Genomic DNA, 14,737 nt, shown 5'->3' with positions numbered 1-14,737 from the left:
CCCTGGAAAATCCGCCCCGCCTGAGCCCGGGGGGGCGCGGCTGATGCGTCACAGCCTGCCGCATGCGCCGCAATTCTATGTGACGGCGCCGCAGCCCTGCCCCTATCTGCACGGCCGAGCCGAGCGCAAGCTGTTCACCGCGCTGGCCGGCGACTCGGCCAACGAGCTGAACAACGCCCTGTCGCGGCAGGGCTTTCGCCGCTCGCAGAACGTGCTTTACCGGCCCAGCTGCGAAAGCTGCGTCGCTTGCATGTCGGCGCGCATCCGCGTGGCCGAATTCAAGCCCTCGCGCAGCCAGCGCCGGATCACCCGGCGCAACGCACATCTGCGCCGCCTGGCGACCAGCGCCTGGGCGACCGAGGAACAATACGAGCTGTTCCGCGCCTATCTGGACGCGCGCCATGCCGAGGGCGGCATGGCGGACATGGACATCTTCGAATTCGCCGCGATGATCGAGGAAACCCCGGTGCGCACCCGTGTCATCGAATACCGCAGCCATCCGGGCGAGGCCAGCCCGCCGCCGCCGGGCGCAGACCGGCTGGTGGCGGTGTGCCTGACCGATGTGCTGGATGACGGGCTGAGCCTTGTCTACAGTTTTTACGACCCGGCGCTGGAGGCGAACAGTCTCGGGACCCATATCATCCTTGACCATGTCGAACTGGCGGCCAGCGCCGGGCTGCCCTTCGTCTATCTGGGCTATTGGGTACCGGGCAGCCGCAAGATGGATTACAAGGCGCGGTTCGCGGCGCTGGAGATCTACAAGGGTGGCGTCTGGCAGCCGATCGGCGACCCGGCGCAGCACAGTTCCGACATCCATCCGCTGTCCGTCGATCCGATCGTCGAGCAGGTGGCGCGCATCAACCTGCCGTTGGGACGGCAAAATTACCCATAGCCCGCATTTTCGGCAAGATAATTTCAAGAACCTGCCGCCTTCGGTCATTTTCTTGGACAATCGCCATTGACCCTGCCGCCCGAGGCCCCTAGTTTCCGCGTCGCAGCAAGGGCAACCGCCCGGCCGCGACGTGATTCAGCGATGGAGAATGGGCATGTCCCGAAACATGACCGGTGCAAGGATGGTTATCGAGGCTCTGCGCGATCAGGGCGTCGATACGGTATTCGGCTATCCCGGCGGGGCGGTGCTACCCATCTATGACGAGATCTTTCAGCAAAATGACATCAAGCACGTCCTCGTGCGCCACGAACAGGGCGCCGTGCACATGGCCGAGGGCTATGCCCGCTCGACCGGCAAGCCCGGCGTGGTGCTGGTCACCTCGGGGCCGGGGGCGACGAATGCGGTCACCGGGCTGACGGATGCGCTGATGGATTCCATCCCGCTGGTGGTGCTGACCGGGCAGGTCCCGACCTTTCTGGTCGGCACCGACGCCTTCCAGGAGGCCGACACCATCGGCATCACCCGCCCCTGCACCAAGCACAACTGGCTGGTGAAGGACACCGACCAGCTGGCCGCGACCATCCACAAGGCCTTTCACATCGCCGTCTCGGGCCGGCCCGGGCCGGTGCTGATCGACATCCCCAAGGACGTGCAATTCGCCACCGGCGACTATGTCGGCCCCAAACAGATCGAGACGCCCAGCTATCAGCCGGCGAAGAAGGGCGATCTGGCCGCGATCACCCGACTGGTCGAGCTGATGGAGCGCGCCGAACGCCCGATCCTTTACACCGGCGGCGGGGTCATCAACTCGGGTCCCGGCGCCAGCCAGCTGCTGCGCGACCTGGCCGAGGCGACTGGATTTCCGGTGACCTCGACGCTGATGGGCCTGGGCGCCTATCCGGCCTCGGGCGGCAAATGGATCGGCATGCTGGGCATGCACGGGCTTTACGAGGCCAATATGGCCATGCATGACTGCGACCTGATGATCGCGGTCGGCGCGCGGTTCGACGACCGCATCACCGGCCGTGTCGCCGATTTCAGCCCCGGCTCGTTCAAGGTGCAGATCGACATCGACCCCAGCTCGATCAACAAGGTGATCCGCGTCGACCTGCCCATCGTCGGCGATGTCGGCCATGTGCTTGAGGACATGCTGAAGGTCTGGAAGGCCCGCGGGCGCAAGACCAACGCCGCCGCACTGCAGCAATGGTGGGTGCAGATCGAGCAGTGGAAGACGCGAAACTGCCTTGCCTATCGCAACTCGGACAAGGTGATCAAGCCGCAATACGCGCTGCAGCGCCTGCAGGCGCTGACCGCCGGCCGCAACCCCTATGTCACTACCGAGGTGGGCCAGCACCAGATGTGGGCGGCGCAGTTCCTGCATTTCGAGGATCCGAACCACTGGATGACCTCGGGGGGGCTGGGGACCATGGGCTATGGCCTGCCGGCCTCGATCGGGGTGCAGGTCGCCCATCCCGAGGCGCTGGTCATCAATGTCGCCGGCGAGGCGAGCTGGCTGATGAACATGCAGGAAATGGGCACGGCGGTGCAATTCCGCGCGCCCGTGAAGCAGTTCATCCTGAACAATGAGCGCCTGGGCATGGTGCGGCAATGGCAGCAGCTGCTGCATGGCGAGCGTTACAGCCAGAGCTGGTCCGAAAGCCTGCCCGATTTCGTGAAGCTGGCCGAGGCCTTCGGCTGCGGCGGCCGCGCGGTCTCGGACCCGGCCGATCTGGACGCCGCCATCCAGGAGATGATCGATCACGACGGCCCGTTCATCCTGGATGTGCTGGTCGAAAGGCACGAGAACTGCTTCCCGATGATCCCCTCGGGCAAGCCGCATAACGAGATGCTGCTGGGCGAGGCCGCCACCGAAGGCGCGATCACCGGCGCCGGCGGGGCATTGGTCTGAGATTGAGGAAAGCGAGACGAACATGGCGGCACTGAACATCCAGAAGGGCGCATCCAGCCATTCGGCCTATGAGCTGCGCGACCCGCATTCCCAGGCCATCGAAGGCCATACCCTGGCCGTGCTGGTCGAGAACGAACCCGGCGTGCTGGCGCGCGTCATCGGGCTGTTTTCCGGACGCGGCTACAATATCGACAGCCTGACCGTGGCCGAGGTGGATCACACCGGACATCGCTCGCGCATCACCATCGTGACGCGCGGCACGCCGGCGGTGATCGAGCAGATCAAGGCGCAGCTGGGTCGCATCGTACCGGTGCACGAGGTCCACGACCTGACCGTGGAGGGCCCCAGCGTCGAGCGCGAACTGGGCCTGTTCAAGGTCTCGGGCAAGGGCGAGAAGCGTGTCGAATCGCTGCGTATCGCCGAGATTTTCCGCGCCAGCGTGGTCGATTCCACACTGGAGAGCTTTGTCTTCGAGATCACCGGCACGCCCGAGAAGCTGGACGCCTTCGCCGATCTGATGCGGCCGCTGGGCCTGTCCGACCAGGCGCGCACCGGCGTCGCCGCACTGGCGCGCGGCGCCTGAGCAGCCTTCAGATGGCGGCCGCCAGCCTTGGCGGCTGCTCGGGCCGCTGCGGCCCGTCATTGGCGATCACCCGCAGGACCGGCGGGCCGCAGCGCGGCCTGTCGCCGATCTCGCGCAAGAGCACGGGCAGTTCCGAACGCGCGCCGCCCGAGACCAGCGCGACCTGGCGGGCATGGCGCAGATCGTCGATTTCCTCGACCTCAAGCTCGACCAGATCGCCCGCCTGCGGCCAGTTGGCCGGAAAGGCCAGGCTTTCGCATCCTTGCATATAGGCCAGGGCGCCATGGTCCTCACACCAGATCACGGCCTTTTCCCTGGCCGGACTGCTCCACAGAATAACCCCGATCATGAAAGCTCCTGAAAGAAACGCGCCCCAAGAATCTGAGCGAAATACAACTGAGTCCGGAAGCTATCGGCAATATCTTGCCTATGGAAGCAAATTCTTGTGAGCGGTGCGGCATTGTCGGCAATCGCCGGTGGCAGCAGGTCCTGCGGGCCGTGCGGACTGGCCTAACGCCTGCCCTGGCAAGGATTCACCGCCCCGCCCGGTCAGCCGGGCGGTGCAGAAATGCCGCAGGTGCTGACCTATTGCGCGCGCCCGCTACGGAAGTCAGCCACCGCGCGCGTCACCTGTTCCATGCGGGCGGCGCGCGAGGGATGGGTGCCCAGGATCTTGTCGCCGGGATCGGGGATGCGGGCAAAGAACTGCGCGCCATTCCCGGGGTCATAACCCGCGATCAGGGTGATGATCGCGCCCAGATAGTCGGCCTCGAGTTCCCAGTTCTTGGAATAATAGCGCGCGCCGAATTCGGCGCCGAAGTCCTGGGCCGATCTGATGGTCTCGGGATTGCCGCCATAGGCGCTGGCCAGTCCGCCCAGGATCACCGCGCCCATGGTGGCGGCGCTGGTCTTGCGGTTGATGTGGCCAAGGATGTGGTGGCTGGCCTCGTGTCCGACGACGAAGGCCAGTTCGTCCATGTTGCGCGCCTCGCCGATCAGCGACAGGGTAAAGCCGATGATCGGCCGCCCGCTGGCGTCCACGGTCTGGAAAGCGTTGGGTTCAAGCCCCGGGCGGTCATCGACGACGAACAGGAAGTCGCAGCTGATCGGCTGCGTGCGCCGCTGCAGGCATTCGCGCTCGACCGCGGGCTCCATCCGGCTGATGACGGCGACGAAGGCGCGCGCCGATTCCCGCGGCCCGGCGGCAATCTCGGCCGAGGGCGCCGGCAGGGGCCCCGGCATCGGTTCGGGCATCGGCGTGACCGCGCAACCCGCAAGGGCCAGCACCACCGCCGCCCGCCACATCATGCCCATTCCGAACCCCGCGCCCTCGTTTGCGTCACCTTAGCCGCGCGCGCCGCCCCGCGCCAAGCCCCGGCCTTGCCCTGTCCTGCCTATCACGCGATTGTTGAGAAACACTGAACCGGAGGGGACGTGATGTTCACCATCGAGCATGATTTCGACGCCACCGTGATCACCCTGATCGACGAACTGCCCGAATCCAGGACCGGCAGCCGGCCGCTGAACGAGGATGTGGTGATCCAGAGCTTTGACGACCGTGTGGTCATCGAGCAGTTCGACCCCGACACCGGCGAGCTGGCGCAGATCCTGCTGACCATCGAGCAACTGGACGAGCTGCGCGCCGCGCTGAACCTGCCCGAGGGCAACTATCGCCTGGAACGCCGCTAGGGAAGGATGCGAAACAGCTTGTCGCGGCCGCTGGCGCCGCGCACCAGTTCAAGCCGGCTCTTGGCCACGCCCAGCGCCCTGGCCAGCAGCTTGATGACGGCGGCATTGGCCTTGCCGTCCTCGGGCACGGCGGTGACGGTGACGCGCAGCATGTCGCCATCGAGGATCACGGCATTGCGCGCGGCGCGCGGCGTCACGCGCACCGCGATCTCGGCCCCGGGAAGGGCAAGGTGACTGAGGTCGCTCATGCCCCGTTGAAGCGCCCACGGCGGCAAAAGGCAAGCGCCTCTGGCACATCCCCCGCCCCGCCGCTATGAGGACGCAGCCGCAACCTCAGGAGGACAGCATGCCCCAGCCCGATACCGCCACGCTTGCCTTCATGGGCTGCCGCCGCTCGCATCCGGCCAAGCTGCTGACCGGACCGGCACCGACGCGCGCGGAACTGGCGCGGTTGCTGGAACTGGCGGTGCGCGTCCCCGACCACGGCAAGCTCGAGCCCTGGCGCTTCGTGGTGCTGGAGCGCGCGACGCTGGACCGGCTGGCGCCGGTGCTGGCGGCGCATGTCGCGGCCCAGGGCGGCGACGCGGTGGTGATCGAGAAGGCGCGCTCGGGCTTTGCCTCGCCAGTGATCGTGGCGGTGGTCTCGACCCCCGCGGCCAATCCCAAGATCCCGGAATGGGAGCAGTTCCTTTCGGCCGGTGCGGTCTGTCTGGAATTGCTGAACGCGGCGCTGGCCTCGGGCCTTGGCGCCGCGTGGCTGACCGGGCCGGCGACTGATCCCGCCTTCGCCCGCGCGCATCTGGGCATTGCCGAGGGCGAGCGCATCGCCGGCCTGATCCATATCGGCCAGAGCGGCGCCGCACCCTCGGACCGGCCGCGCCCGGACGTGGCGGCCAAGACCACCTATCTGTGATGGTGCTGCGCGCGCTGCTGCTGGCCTGCGGCGATCTCATGCGGCCGCGGGTGTTTTCGGTCCTGGTCTGGGGCGTGCTGCTGACGCTGCTGCTGTTTGCGCTGCTGCAGGCGGCAGCCTTCTGGGCGATCCGCGGCCTCGCCCCCGAATCGCTGCTGCTGCCCTGGGTCGGAGAACTGCCGGTGGCGCCGACCCTGTCCTGGGGCTCGCTGCTGCTGTTTCCGCTGATGAGCATCTTTCTCATGGCGCCGGTGGCGGCGGGCTTTGCCGGGCTGTTCGCCGAGCGCGTGGCCGAAACGGTCGAGGACATCCACTATCCCGCCGAAAAGGGCCTGCCGGTGGATTTCCGGACGGGGCTGGGCGAATCGCTGGCGGTCATGGGCGCGGTGATCGCGGTGACCCTGCTGACGCTGCTGCTGACGCCCTTTCTGGGGCCGCTGGCGCCGGTGCTGCTTTACGGCGGCAACGGCTGGCTGCTGGGGCGCGAATTCTTCCAGATGGCGGCGCGGCGCCACCTGCACCCGCCGCAGGCGGTGGCGCTGCGGCACGAGCGCCAGCTGCAGGCTACGGCGCTGGGGGTGCTGATCGCTCTGCTGCTGACCGTGCCGGTGCTGAACGTGCTGGTGCCAGTGCTAGCCGCGGCGGGCTTCACGCACCTGTTCCACCTGGCGCTGCGCCGGTCCTGAGCGCGGGCGCGTTGCCGAAGCCGGCCCCGGGGCCATGGACCCGCGGGCCGGCCCGGTTCTGGAAGCTGGATCACCGCCGGGGCACGGCCGCATGGCCGGCCTGGCGCAGCGCATGCAGGGCGCGCACGATCGCCTCGCGGCTGTCGAACGGACCGGCAAGCGCCACGGGCACCTGCCGCCCCCCGGAGTTGCTGCGAGCGGGCCGGACCGGCAAGCCCAGGCTGGCGGCATGGCGCGCCGCGCGTGCGGCCGCCGCCGGATCGGGGAAGGGGCCCATCTGCAGAAAGCGCGCGCCGGCCGGGATCATGTCCGCCGCCGCCTCGGCCGGTGCCGCTCGGCTGCGGCTGGCTTGCCGGGCGGGCGCGCGTCCGGCCGCCGTGGCCGTCGCCGCGGCGCGGTGCGGGCTGTCCTGCCGCATCCGCGGCGGCGGGGCACCATCCGCAGCAGGCGCCGCCTCGGGCAGGGTGACGATCGGACCGCCCAGAGGACGGGCAAAGCTGAGCCGAGCCAGATCCAGTTCGGAGAGCGAATCGCAAAACCCCTGCGTCGGATCCTGGCCCGTGCGCCCGGACCTGGCACCGGCGTCATGACCCAGAAGCGCGCAAAGCCGGCGGTTCGGCTGCAGGGCGCCCGCCATGTCCCGGCGCAGCGCCGGCGCCGCCGCCACCGCGGCCTTCAGCGCCTCGCCCGGGGCAGTCGAGCCCGGCTCGGGGCCAAGATCGGGCAGCTTCTCCATCGGCCGGGGATCGCTGGTCAGCTCGCCCGGGCGCAGGTTGGTGATCACGCTTTCCGACAGCGCCCGTTCCAGACGTTCGGCCCGGCTGCGGCCGGCGTCCGGGTCCAGCGCCACGAGCCGCGGCCTGCCGTTCAGTCCCCGAATCGAGGACGAGGGCGGATAGCCGCAGATCTGCGTGCCGTCGCGCGCCAGCCGCGCCTGCCAGCGATCCGAACCGTCGCGCCAAAACACGCAGCCGCGGCTGTCGACATATTGCCGGGCGGTGAAATCCGCGGGCGGCACCTCGGCCGGGACGGCGGATTGCGCCAGCGCTGCCGACGGCGCCGCGACCAGCATCAGCATCAGCATCTTGCACCAAGCGCGCAGCATTCCCGCCCTTCCGAATCGCATCCCGCGACCGGGATAGCGCGCAAGCCCTGAAGGCCGGGTTAACGGCCGGTCATTTCGTGCCGAACATGCGGTCGCCCGCGTCGCCCAGGCCGGGCACGATATAGCCGCGCTCGTCCAGACGCTCGTCCAGCGCAGCGGTGATGATCGGCACGTCGGGATGGGCGGCGGCCATGCGCGCCACGCCCTCGGGCGCGGCCAGCAGGCACAGGAAGCGCAGGTTCCGGGCCCCGGCCCGCTTCAGCAGGTCGATGGCCGCGACCGAGGAATTGCCCGTGGCCAGCATCGGATCGACCACGATGGTCATGCGCGCCTCCAGCGCATGCGGAACCTTGGAATAATACTGCACCGGCTGCAGGGTCTCGGGGTCGCGGTAAAGCCCGATAAAGCCCACGCGCGCGCCGGGGATCAGCTCCAGAATGCCGTCCAGCAGCCCGTTACCCGCCCGCAAGATCGAGATCAGCGCCAGTTTCTTGCCCCCGAGCGTGGGCGCATCCATGCCGCACAGCGGGGTTTCGACACGGATCGTGGTCATTTCCAGCTCGCGCGTGACCTCATAGGCCAGAAGCAGGCTGATCTCGCGCAGTAGCCGGCGAAAGCCGGCGGTCGAGGTGGACTTGTCGCGCATCAGCGTCAGCTTGTGCTGCACCAGGGGATGGGTGACGACGGTCAGGTGCTGGCTCATCTCAGGTCCTTTCGCAGGCGTGTCCTTGTGGTCTCGTCGCAGAAGGCCGCATCGACGGCCCAGAGGTTCATCTGCCGGAACTCATCCTCGGCCCAGCCGAAAGCGTCGGCAAGCATCTGGTATTCATGGCAAAGCGAGGTGGCGAAGAATGGCGGATCGTCGGTCGAGACGGTCACCCGCACCCCCGCGTCGGCGAGCCGCGCAATGGGATGGCTGCCCCAGTCCGGCACCAGCCCCAGCGCGATGTTCGAGCCGGGGCAGATCTCCAGCGTGACCTGCCGCTCGGCCAGGTCGCGCAGCAGCGCCGGTTCCTCGACGGCGCGGATCCCGTGGCCGATGCGCGTGACGCCCAAGCCCAGCGCGTCGCGCACCGACTGCGGCCCGCGCCACTCGCCGGCATGGGCGGTCAGGCCCAGCCCGGCCTCGCGCGCGCAGTCGAAGGCCCAGGCGAAATCGCGCGCCTCGCCCACCTCCTCGGCCCCGGCCATGCCGAGGCCGGCGACCCAGTCGCCCGAGGTCTCGGCGGCGCAGATCGCGCTTGCCCGCGCCCGGTCCGGGCCCAGATGGCGGATGACGGTGACGATGGCGCGGCTGGCGATGCCCTCGCGCCCGGCCGAGGCGGCGGCCTCGGTCATGGCGGCCAGATGGTCGCGCCAGGCGGCAAGCTCGGCGCCGCCGCAGAATTCGGGCGAGACGAAAAGCTCGGCATAGATCGCGCCCTGTTCGGCGCATTGGCCCAGCACCTCGCCGACCAGCCGCGCGTAATCGGCAGGCGTGGTCAGCACCGAACAGGCGGCCTCATAGACGCGCAGGAAATCCCGAAAGCCGCGAAACGCGTAATTGCCCTGCGCGTCGAAAATGCCCGAGAGGTCGTGGCGCTTTTCAGCTGCCAGCGCGCGGATGAAGCCCGGCGGCGCGGCGCCCTCGAGATGCAGGTGCAGTTCGATCTTTTTCAGCGATCTCACAGGAAGGACCTCCCCGGCCCGACGGCGGGCAGGCCCAGATGCGCCGCGACCGAGGCGCCGATATCGGCAAAACCGACCAGACCGACCCCGCGCGGGCCATAACCCCAACCCAGCACCGGCACGCGTTCGCGCGTGTGGTCGGTGCCGTGCCAGCTGGGGTCGTTGCCGTGGTCGGCGGTGAAGATCGCCAGATCGCCCGGGCGCAGCCGCGCCAGCAGGTCCCCGGCGACGCCATCGAACCATTCCAGCGCCGCGCCGTAGCCCGCGATGTCGCGGCGATGGCCGTAGAGGCTGTCGAATTCGACGAAATTGGCAAAGGTCAGGCTGCCGGGCTCTGCCTGATCGCCGAGCCGCAGCAGGTGTTCGGCCAGATCCGCGTCCGAGCGGCCCTTGTGCAGCTGCGTGATGCCGCGATGCGAGAAGATGTCGCCGATCTTGCCGATCGCATGGGTGACACGCCCCGCGCCCTCGGCCACGTCCAGCAGCGTTTCCCCCGGCGGGTCGATGGCAAAATCGCGCCGGTTCGGGGTGCGGGCGAAACTGCCCTCGGCGCCCAGGAAGGGCCGCGCGATCACCCGTCCCACGCGCATCGGATGCACGATGGCGGCGACATCGCGGCACAGGCGGTAGAGCCGCTCAAGGCCGAAGGCCTCTTCATGCGCGGCGATCTGCAGCACGCTGTCCACCGAGGTGTAGCAGATCGGCCAGCCCCTGCGCAGATGCTCGGCCCCCAGCCGGGCGATCACCTCGGTCCCCGAGGCATGTTCGTCGCCCAGGATGCCCTCGGTGCCGGCGGCGCGGGCGATGGCCCGGGACAGGTCGGGCGGAAAGGCCGGGCGGGTGTTCGGGAAACAGTGCCAGTCCCAGGGCACCGGCACGCCCGCGATCTCCCAGTGACCAGAGGGGGTGTCCTTGCCGCGCGAGACCTCGCTCGCCGCCCCCCAGAGGCCCTGCGGCACGGCGCCCAGTCCCGGCGCCTCGGCGCCGCTGGCCAGGCGCAGGGCGGCGCCAAGGCCCAGCGCGTCCAGATGCGGCATGCGCAGGGGCCGGGCGCGGGCGATATGGGCCAGGGTATTGGCGCCGGTATCGGGCCGGCCGTCGTTGAAATAGGCGCCGGCATCGGGCGCACCGCCGATGCCGAGGGAATCCATCACCACCAGAAAGGCGCGTGCGTCGCTCATGTCACCTCGTTGCGCACCAGGGGGCCGGGGCCCGGCCCGTCACCCAGCAGATAGGCCGACTGCACCGTGGCCACAGCCGCCTCGGCCGCCGGCCCGGATGCGGCATGGACAAAGGCCAGCGGGCGGTCCGTCCCGGCCTCATCCCCGATGCGCAAGAGCCGGTCAAGGCCCACGCGCGGGTCGATGCGGTCCCCGGCCTTCAGCCGCCCGCCGCCCAGCGCCACCACGACATGGCCCAGCGCCTCGGTGTCGATGGCAGCGACGCGGCCCCGGCCGGGCACCGGGCGGATGACCGGCGCGCGCGGCAGGTGGCGGTCGGGATGTTCCAGCAGATCCGCCGGCCCGCCCTGCGCCGCCACCATGCGGGCAAAGCGCTCGGCCGCCCGACCCGAGGCCAGTGCCGCCCCTGCCCCGGAAAGCCCGGCCAGATCCAGACAGGCCGCGGCCAGCGCCAGCGTCAGATCGCGCAGCGCCCCCTGCCCGCCTGTCAGCACTGCGATCGCGGCGCGCATCTCGAGCGCATTGCCGGCGGCGCTGGCCAGCGGCTGGTCCATATCGGTGACCAGCGCCCGGGCGCGGCAGCCGGCGGCGCCGGCGGTCGCCACCAGGGCCCGCGCCAGCGCCAAAGCCGCCTGCGGTGTGCGCAAAAAGGCGCCGCTGCCCTGTTTCACATCCAGCACCAGCCCGTCGAGCCCCTCCGCCAGTTTCTTGGACAGGATCGAGGCGGTGATCAGGTCGAGCGAGCCCACCGTCGCGCTTTCATCGCGGATGGCGTAAAGCCGCGCATCGGCCGGGGCCAGATCCGGCCCGGCGGCGACGATGGCGCAGCCCGCCTCGGCCACCACGCGGCGCAACCCGGCCTCGGGCAGCGCGCTGCGCAAACCCGGAATGGCCTCGAGCTTGTCCAGCGTGCCGCCGGTATGGCCCAGCCCCCGCCCCGAGATCATCGGAACGTAAGCCCCGCAGGCCGCCAGCAGCGGCGCAAGCACCAGGCTGACCGCATCGCCGATGCCGCCGGTCGAATGCTTGTCCAGCACCGGCCCCGGCAGGTCCCAGCGCAGCACCTTGCCCGAATCGCGCATGGCCTGCGTCAGCGCCAGCCGGCCGGCATCGTCCAGGCCGCGGGTCAGCACCGCCATGGCAAAGGCGCCGGCCTGGGCATCGCTCAGCCCGCCGTCGGCCAGGCCGCGCGCGATCAGCCGTGCGCCCGCCGCATCCAGCCCCTGCCCGTCGCGCAGGGCGGCGATCACCGGACGCGGGTCGGCAGGGGTCATTCCACGCCCGACATATGGCTGATCTCGAAACGGCCCGGCAGCAGTTCGCCGATGGTGGTCGACAGCGTGTGCCCGTCCAGGGTGGCCAGCAGCACCGGCGTGTCGGGGCGGCCGAATTCGGCCAGCTTCTGCCGGCAGCCGCCGCAGGGCGGCACCGGGCCGGGGCTGTCGGCGATGACCGCGACCTCGATCAGCTCGGTCTCGCCGCTGGCCACCATCAGCGCGATGGCGCCGGCCTCGGCGCAGGTGCCCTCGGGAAAGGCCACGTTCTCGACATTGCAGCCGCGATAGACCGCGCCCGAGGCCCCGCGCACCGCCGCCCCCACCTTGAAGCGGGAATAGGGCGCATAGGCCCGCTCGCGCACCTCGCGCGCCGCATCCAGAAGCGTCATCGCGCCACCTTTCCTGCCAGCCCAAGAACGCCCCGAGATTGCGCCCGGCCCCGCCGCGATGCAAGGCCGCTGCCGCCCCGCGATGCCCCCTGTTCCCCGCCCGGAAAATAGTTTAACGCTGAACCATATTCACGAGGAGGGGGTCTGGCCATGGATGAACGCCGGCACGACAACGCCAGACAGGCGGCACTTGATTATCACGAATTCCCGCGTCCGGGCAAACTGGAGGTGCGGGCGACCAAGCCCCTGGCCAACGGCCGCGACCTGAGTCGCGCCTATTCGCCGGGCGTCGCCGAGGCCTGCCTCGAGATCAAGGCCGATCCGGCCGCCGCGGCGCGCTATACCTCGCGCGGCAATCTGGTCGCGGTGGTCTCGAACGGCACGGCGGTGCTGGGCCTGGGCAATATCGGCGCCATCGCCTCGAAGCCGGTGATGGAGGGCAAGGCGGTCCTGTTCAAGAAATTCGCCAATATCGACTGTTTCGACATCGAGCTGAACGAAGCCGACCCCGAAAAGCTGGCTGACATCGTCTGCGCGCTGGAGCCGACCTTCGGCGCCATCAACCTCGAGGACATCAAGGCCCCCGACTGTTTCATCGTCGAGAAGCTCTGCCGCGAGCGGATGAACATTCCGGTGTTCCATGACGACCAGCACGGCACCGCCATCGTTGTCGGCGCCGCCGCGACCAATGCCATGCATATCGCCCACAAGCGATTCGAGGACATCAAGGTGGTCTCGACCGGCGGCGGCGCCGCCGGCATCGCCTGCCTCAACATGCTGCTGAAGCTGGGCGTCAAGCGCGAGAACGTCTGGCTGTGCGACATCGCCGGCCTCGTGCATGAGGGCCGGACCGAGGAGATGACGCCGCAGAAGGCCGCCTTCGCGCAGAAATCCGACCTGCGCACACTGGATCAGGTGATCGAGGGCGCCGACCTGTTTCTGGGCCTCTCGGGTCCCGGGGTGCTGAAGCCCGAGATGGTCGCGAAGATGGCCCGGCGCCCGGTCATCTTTGCGCTCGCCAACCCGACGCCGGAGATCCTGCCCGAGGACGCGCGCGCCGTGGCGCCCGACGCGATCATCGCCACCGGCCGCTCGGACTATCCCAACCAGGTGAACAACGTCCTGTGCTTTCCGTTCATCTTCCGCGGCGCGCTGGACGTGGGCGCGACCACGATCAACGACGAGATGGAACTGGCCTGCATCGAGGGCATCGCGGCGCTGGCCCGCGCCACCACCTCGGCCGAGGCCGCCATGGCCTATCGCGGCGAGACCCTGACCTTCGGCGCCGATTACCTGATCCCGAAGCCTTTCGATCCGCGGCTGATCGGTGTCGTCTCCTCGGCGGTGGCCAAGGCCGCGATGGATACCGGCGTCGCCGCCCGGCCGCTGCCCGACATCGGCCTTTACAAGCGCACGCTTGACGGCTCGGTGTTCCGCTCGGCGATGATCATGCGCCCGGTGTTCGAGGCCGCCGCCACCACCAAGCGCCGCATCGTCTTTACCGAGGGCGAGGACGAGCGCGTGCTGCGCACCGCCAATGCCATGCTCGAGGAGACCACCGACGTGCCGATCCTGATCGGCCGCCCCGAGGTCATCGCGACCCGCGCCGAACGCGCCGGCCTGCCGATCCGTCCCGGCCGCGATTTCGAGATCGTGAACCCGGAAAACGACCCGCGCTATCGCGACTACTGGGGCACCTATCACGAGCTGATGGCGCGCCGCGGCGTCACCCCCGACATCGCCCGTGCCATCATGCGCACCAATACCACCGCCATCGGCGCGGTCATGGTGCACCGCAAGGAGGCCGAGAGCATGATCTGCGGCACCTTCGGGCAATACAGCTGGCACCTGAACTATGTCTGCCAGATCCTGGAACGGGACGGGCTGCGGCCGCAGGGCGCGCTGTCCTTGATGATCCTCGAGGACGGGCCGCTGTTCATCGCCGACACCCAGGTTCACCATTCGCCCACCCCCGAGCAGGTCGCCGATGCCGCGGTCAGCGCCGCCCGGCACGTGCGCCGCTTTGGCGTCACGCCCAAGGTGGCGCTGTGCAGCCATTCGCAATTCGGCAACCTCGAGACCGAGACCGGGCGCAAGATGCGCACCGCCATGGACATCCTCGAGGCGCGCGGCGTCGATTTCATCTTCGACGGCGAGATGCATGTCGATTCCGCGCTGGATCCGGCGATCCGCGAAAGGCTGATGCCGCGTTCGCGCATCGAGGGCGCGGCGAACACGCTGATCTTCTCGGGCACCGATTCGGCCTCGGGGGTCAGGAACGCGCTCAAGCTCAAGGCCAGCGGCATTGAGGTCGGGCCGATCCTGATGGGCATGGGCAACCGCGCCCATATCGTCACCCCCTCGATCACCCCGCGCGGGCTGCTGAACATGTGCGCGATCGCCGGCACACCGGTCGGGCATTACCGCTGATTCTGCGGGGCACGA

Annotated in this window: 16 protein-coding genes; 7 read left to right on the top strand and 9 right to left on the bottom strand. The window is 69.2% G+C overall.

From position 1 onward, the window contains the following. Nucleotides 1-43: 43 nt before the first annotated feature. The 3 genes from WMK75_RS07210 (at nucleotide 44) to ilvN (ending at nucleotide 3,384) form a co-directional block, all read left to right on the top strand. Nucleotides 44-892 (top strand): arginyltransferase, encoded by an 849-nt coding sequence (locus WMK75_RS07210; protein WP_347266993.1) that lies wholly within the window; start codon nucleotides 44-46, stop codon nucleotides 890-892. Nucleotides 893-1,046: 154 nt separating this feature from the next. Further along, on the top strand, nucleotides 1,047-2,801 hold the full coding sequence (locus tag WMK75_RS07205) for an acetolactate synthase 3 large subunit (protein WP_347266992.1): 1,755 nt from the start codon (nucleotides 1,047-1,049) through the stop codon (nucleotides 2,799-2,801). 22 nt (nucleotides 2,802-2,823) lie between these two features. Continuing rightward, a complete protein-coding gene (gene ilvN, locus WMK75_RS07200) occupies nucleotides 2,824-3,384 on the top strand; it encodes an acetolactate synthase small subunit (RefSeq protein WP_347266991.1) in 561 nt (186 codons plus the stop codon). Nucleotides 3,385-3,391: 7 nt separating this feature from the next. Here ilvN and WMK75_RS07195 read toward each other — a convergent pair whose 3' ends face one another. Together WMK75_RS07195 and WMK75_RS07190 are read right to left on the bottom strand one after the other, a co-directional pair. Continuing rightward, nucleotides 3,392-3,733 carry a hypothetical protein gene (locus WMK75_RS07195; RefSeq protein WP_347266990.1) on the bottom strand — a complete coding sequence of 114 codons (342 nt, stop codon included), beginning with the start codon at nucleotides 3,731-3,733 and terminating at the stop codon, nucleotides 3,392-3,394. A 236-nt stretch (nucleotides 3,734-3,969) separates the two neighbouring features. Then, the gene (locus WMK75_RS07190; protein WP_347266989.1) at nucleotides 3,970-4,698 is read right to left on the bottom strand and encodes a M48 family metalloprotease; all 729 of its coding nucleotides are present in this window, start codon (nucleotides 4,696-4,698) and stop codon (nucleotides 3,970-3,972) included. 123 nt (nucleotides 4,699-4,821) lie between these two features. On the opposite strand from WMK75_RS07190, the gene WMK75_RS07185 reads away from it, so the two are divergent. Beyond that, entirely contained in the window at nucleotides 4,822-5,073 is a 252-nt protein-coding gene (locus WMK75_RS07185; RefSeq protein ID WP_347266988.1) for a hypothetical protein, read from the top strand. On the opposite strand, the gene WMK75_RS07180 is transcribed toward WMK75_RS07185, so the two are convergent. After that, on the bottom strand, nucleotides 5,070-5,321 hold the full coding sequence (locus WMK75_RS07180; protein ID WP_347266987.1) for a DUF167 domain-containing protein: 252 nt from the start codon (nucleotides 5,319-5,321) through the stop codon (nucleotides 5,070-5,072). The two genes, WMK75_RS07185 and WMK75_RS07180, sit on opposite strands and share 4 nt — an antisense overlap. 98 nt (nucleotides 5,322-5,419) lie before the next feature. On the opposite strand from WMK75_RS07180, the gene WMK75_RS07175 reads away from it, so the two are divergent. Beyond that, entirely contained in the window at nucleotides 5,420-5,986 is a 567-nt protein-coding gene (locus tag WMK75_RS07175) for a nitroreductase (RefSeq protein ID WP_347266986.1), read from the top strand. After that, complete coding sequence (locus WMK75_RS07170) at nucleotides 5,986-6,672, top strand: EI24 domain-containing protein (protein WP_347267025.1); 687 nt, start codon at nucleotides 5,986-5,988, stop codon at nucleotides 6,670-6,672. Before WMK75_RS07175 ends, WMK75_RS07170 begins: the two co-directional genes overlap by 1 nt. 70 nt (nucleotides 6,673-6,742) lie before the next feature. Here WMK75_RS07170 and WMK75_RS07165 read toward each other — a convergent pair whose 3' ends face one another. From WMK75_RS07165 to WMK75_RS07140, 6 genes are all read right to left on the bottom strand, one after another. After that, nucleotides 6,743-7,777: an SPOR domain-containing protein gene (locus tag WMK75_RS07165; RefSeq protein WP_347266985.1), complete on the bottom strand. Its 1,035-nt coding sequence runs from the start codon at nucleotides 7,775-7,777 to the stop codon at nucleotides 6,743-6,745. 70 nt (nucleotides 7,778-7,847) lie between these two features. Further along, nucleotides 7,848-8,480, bottom strand: coding sequence for a uracil phosphoribosyltransferase (upp, locus tag WMK75_RS07160; protein ID WP_347266984.1), 633 nt, complete (start codon nucleotides 8,478-8,480; stop codon nucleotides 7,848-7,850). Beyond that, nucleotides 8,477-9,445 carry an adenosine deaminase gene (locus WMK75_RS07155; protein ID WP_347266983.1) on the bottom strand — a complete coding sequence of 323 codons (969 nt, stop codon included), beginning with the start codon at nucleotides 9,443-9,445 and terminating at the stop codon, nucleotides 8,477-8,479. The genes upp and WMK75_RS07155 overlap by 4 nt, the downstream gene beginning before the upstream one ends. Next, nucleotides 9,442-10,626 carry a phosphopentomutase gene (locus WMK75_RS07150; protein ID WP_347266982.1) on the bottom strand — a complete coding sequence of 395 codons (1,185 nt, stop codon included), beginning with the start codon at nucleotides 10,624-10,626 and terminating at the stop codon, nucleotides 9,442-9,444. Before WMK75_RS07150 ends, WMK75_RS07155 begins: the two co-directional genes overlap by 4 nt. Beyond that, complete coding sequence (locus WMK75_RS07145; protein ID WP_347266981.1) at nucleotides 10,623-11,900, bottom strand: thymidine phosphorylase; 1,278 nt, start codon at nucleotides 11,898-11,900, stop codon at nucleotides 10,623-10,625. Before WMK75_RS07145 ends, WMK75_RS07150 begins: the two co-directional genes overlap by 4 nt. Then, the gene (locus WMK75_RS07140; RefSeq protein ID WP_347266980.1) at nucleotides 11,897-12,292 is read right to left on the bottom strand and encodes a cytidine deaminase; all 396 of its coding nucleotides are present in this window, start codon (nucleotides 12,290-12,292) and stop codon (nucleotides 11,897-11,899) included. Before WMK75_RS07140 ends, WMK75_RS07145 begins: the two co-directional genes overlap by 4 nt. Before the next feature lie 150 nt (nucleotides 12,293-12,442). On the opposite strand from WMK75_RS07140, the gene WMK75_RS07135 reads away from it, so the two are divergent. Continuing rightward, nucleotides 12,443-14,722: an NADP-dependent malic enzyme gene (locus WMK75_RS07135; protein ID WP_347266979.1), complete on the top strand. Its 2,280-nt coding sequence runs from the start codon at nucleotides 12,443-12,445 to the stop codon at nucleotides 14,720-14,722. The last annotated feature ends 15 nt before the right edge of the window (nucleotides 14,723-14,737 follow it).

Origin of the sequence: Paracoccus sp. (in: a-proteobacteria), assembly GCF_039808215.1 — a bacterium.
Classification (GTDB): Bacteria; Pseudomonadota; Alphaproteobacteria; order Rhodobacterales; family Rhodobacteraceae; genus Paracoccus.
The sequence above is the reverse complement of the archived record's forward strand: the minus strand, read 5'-3'. Positions and strand labels throughout refer to the sequence as shown.

Excerpts from the sequence above, each read along its gene's own strand:
- WMK75_RS07180 (WP_347266987.1), bottom strand. The coding sequence starts at position 5,321 with ATGAGCGACCTCAGTCACCTTGCCCTTCCCGGGGCCGAGATCGCGGTG.
- WMK75_RS07185 (WP_347266988.1), top strand. The coding sequence starts at position 4,822 with ATGTTCACCATCGAGCATGATTTCGACGCCACCGTGATCACCCTGATC.
- WMK75_RS07165 (WP_347266985.1), bottom strand. The coding sequence starts at position 7,777 with ATGCTGCGCGCTTGGTGCAAGATGCTGATGCTGATGCTGGTCGCGGCG.
- WMK75_RS07175 (WP_347266986.1), top strand. The coding sequence starts at position 5,420 with ATGCCCCAGCCCGATACCGCCACGCTTGCCTTCATGGGCTGCCGCCGC.
- WMK75_RS07210 (WP_347266993.1), top strand. The coding sequence starts at position 44 with ATGCGTCACAGCCTGCCGCATGCGCCGCAATTCTATGTGACGGCGCCG.
- WMK75_RS07190 (WP_347266989.1), bottom strand. The coding sequence starts at position 4,698 with ATGGGCATGATGTGGCGGGCGGCGGTGGTGCTGGCCCTTGCGGGTTGC.
- upp (WP_347266984.1), bottom strand. The coding sequence starts at position 8,480 with ATGAGCCAGCACCTGACCGTCGTCACCCATCCCCTGGTGCAGCACAAG.
- WMK75_RS07135 (WP_347266979.1), top strand. The coding sequence starts at position 12,443 with ATGGATGAACGCCGGCACGACAACGCCAGACAGGCGGCACTTGATTAT.
- WMK75_RS07205 (WP_347266992.1), top strand. The coding sequence starts at position 1,047 with ATGTCCCGAAACATGACCGGTGCAAGGATGGTTATCGAGGCTCTGCGC.
- ilvN (WP_347266991.1), top strand. The coding sequence starts at position 2,824 with ATGGCGGCACTGAACATCCAGAAGGGCGCATCCAGCCATTCGGCCTAT.
- WMK75_RS07140 (WP_347266980.1), bottom strand. The coding sequence starts at position 12,292 with ATGACGCTTCTGGATGCGGCGCGCGAGGTGCGCGAGCGGGCCTATGCG.
- WMK75_RS07170 (WP_347267025.1), top strand. The coding sequence starts at position 5,986 with ATGGTGCTGCGCGCGCTGCTGCTGGCCTGCGGCGATCTCATGCGGCCG.
- WMK75_RS07145 (WP_347266981.1), bottom strand. The coding sequence starts at position 11,900 with ATGACCCCTGCCGACCCGCGTCCGGTGATCGCCGCCCTGCGCGACGGG.
- WMK75_RS07195 (WP_347266990.1), bottom strand. The coding sequence starts at position 3,733 with ATGATCGGGGTTATTCTGTGGAGCAGTCCGGCCAGGGAAAAGGCCGTG.
- WMK75_RS07150 (WP_347266982.1), bottom strand. The coding sequence starts at position 10,626 with ATGAGCGACGCACGCGCCTTTCTGGTGGTGATGGATTCCCTCGGCATC.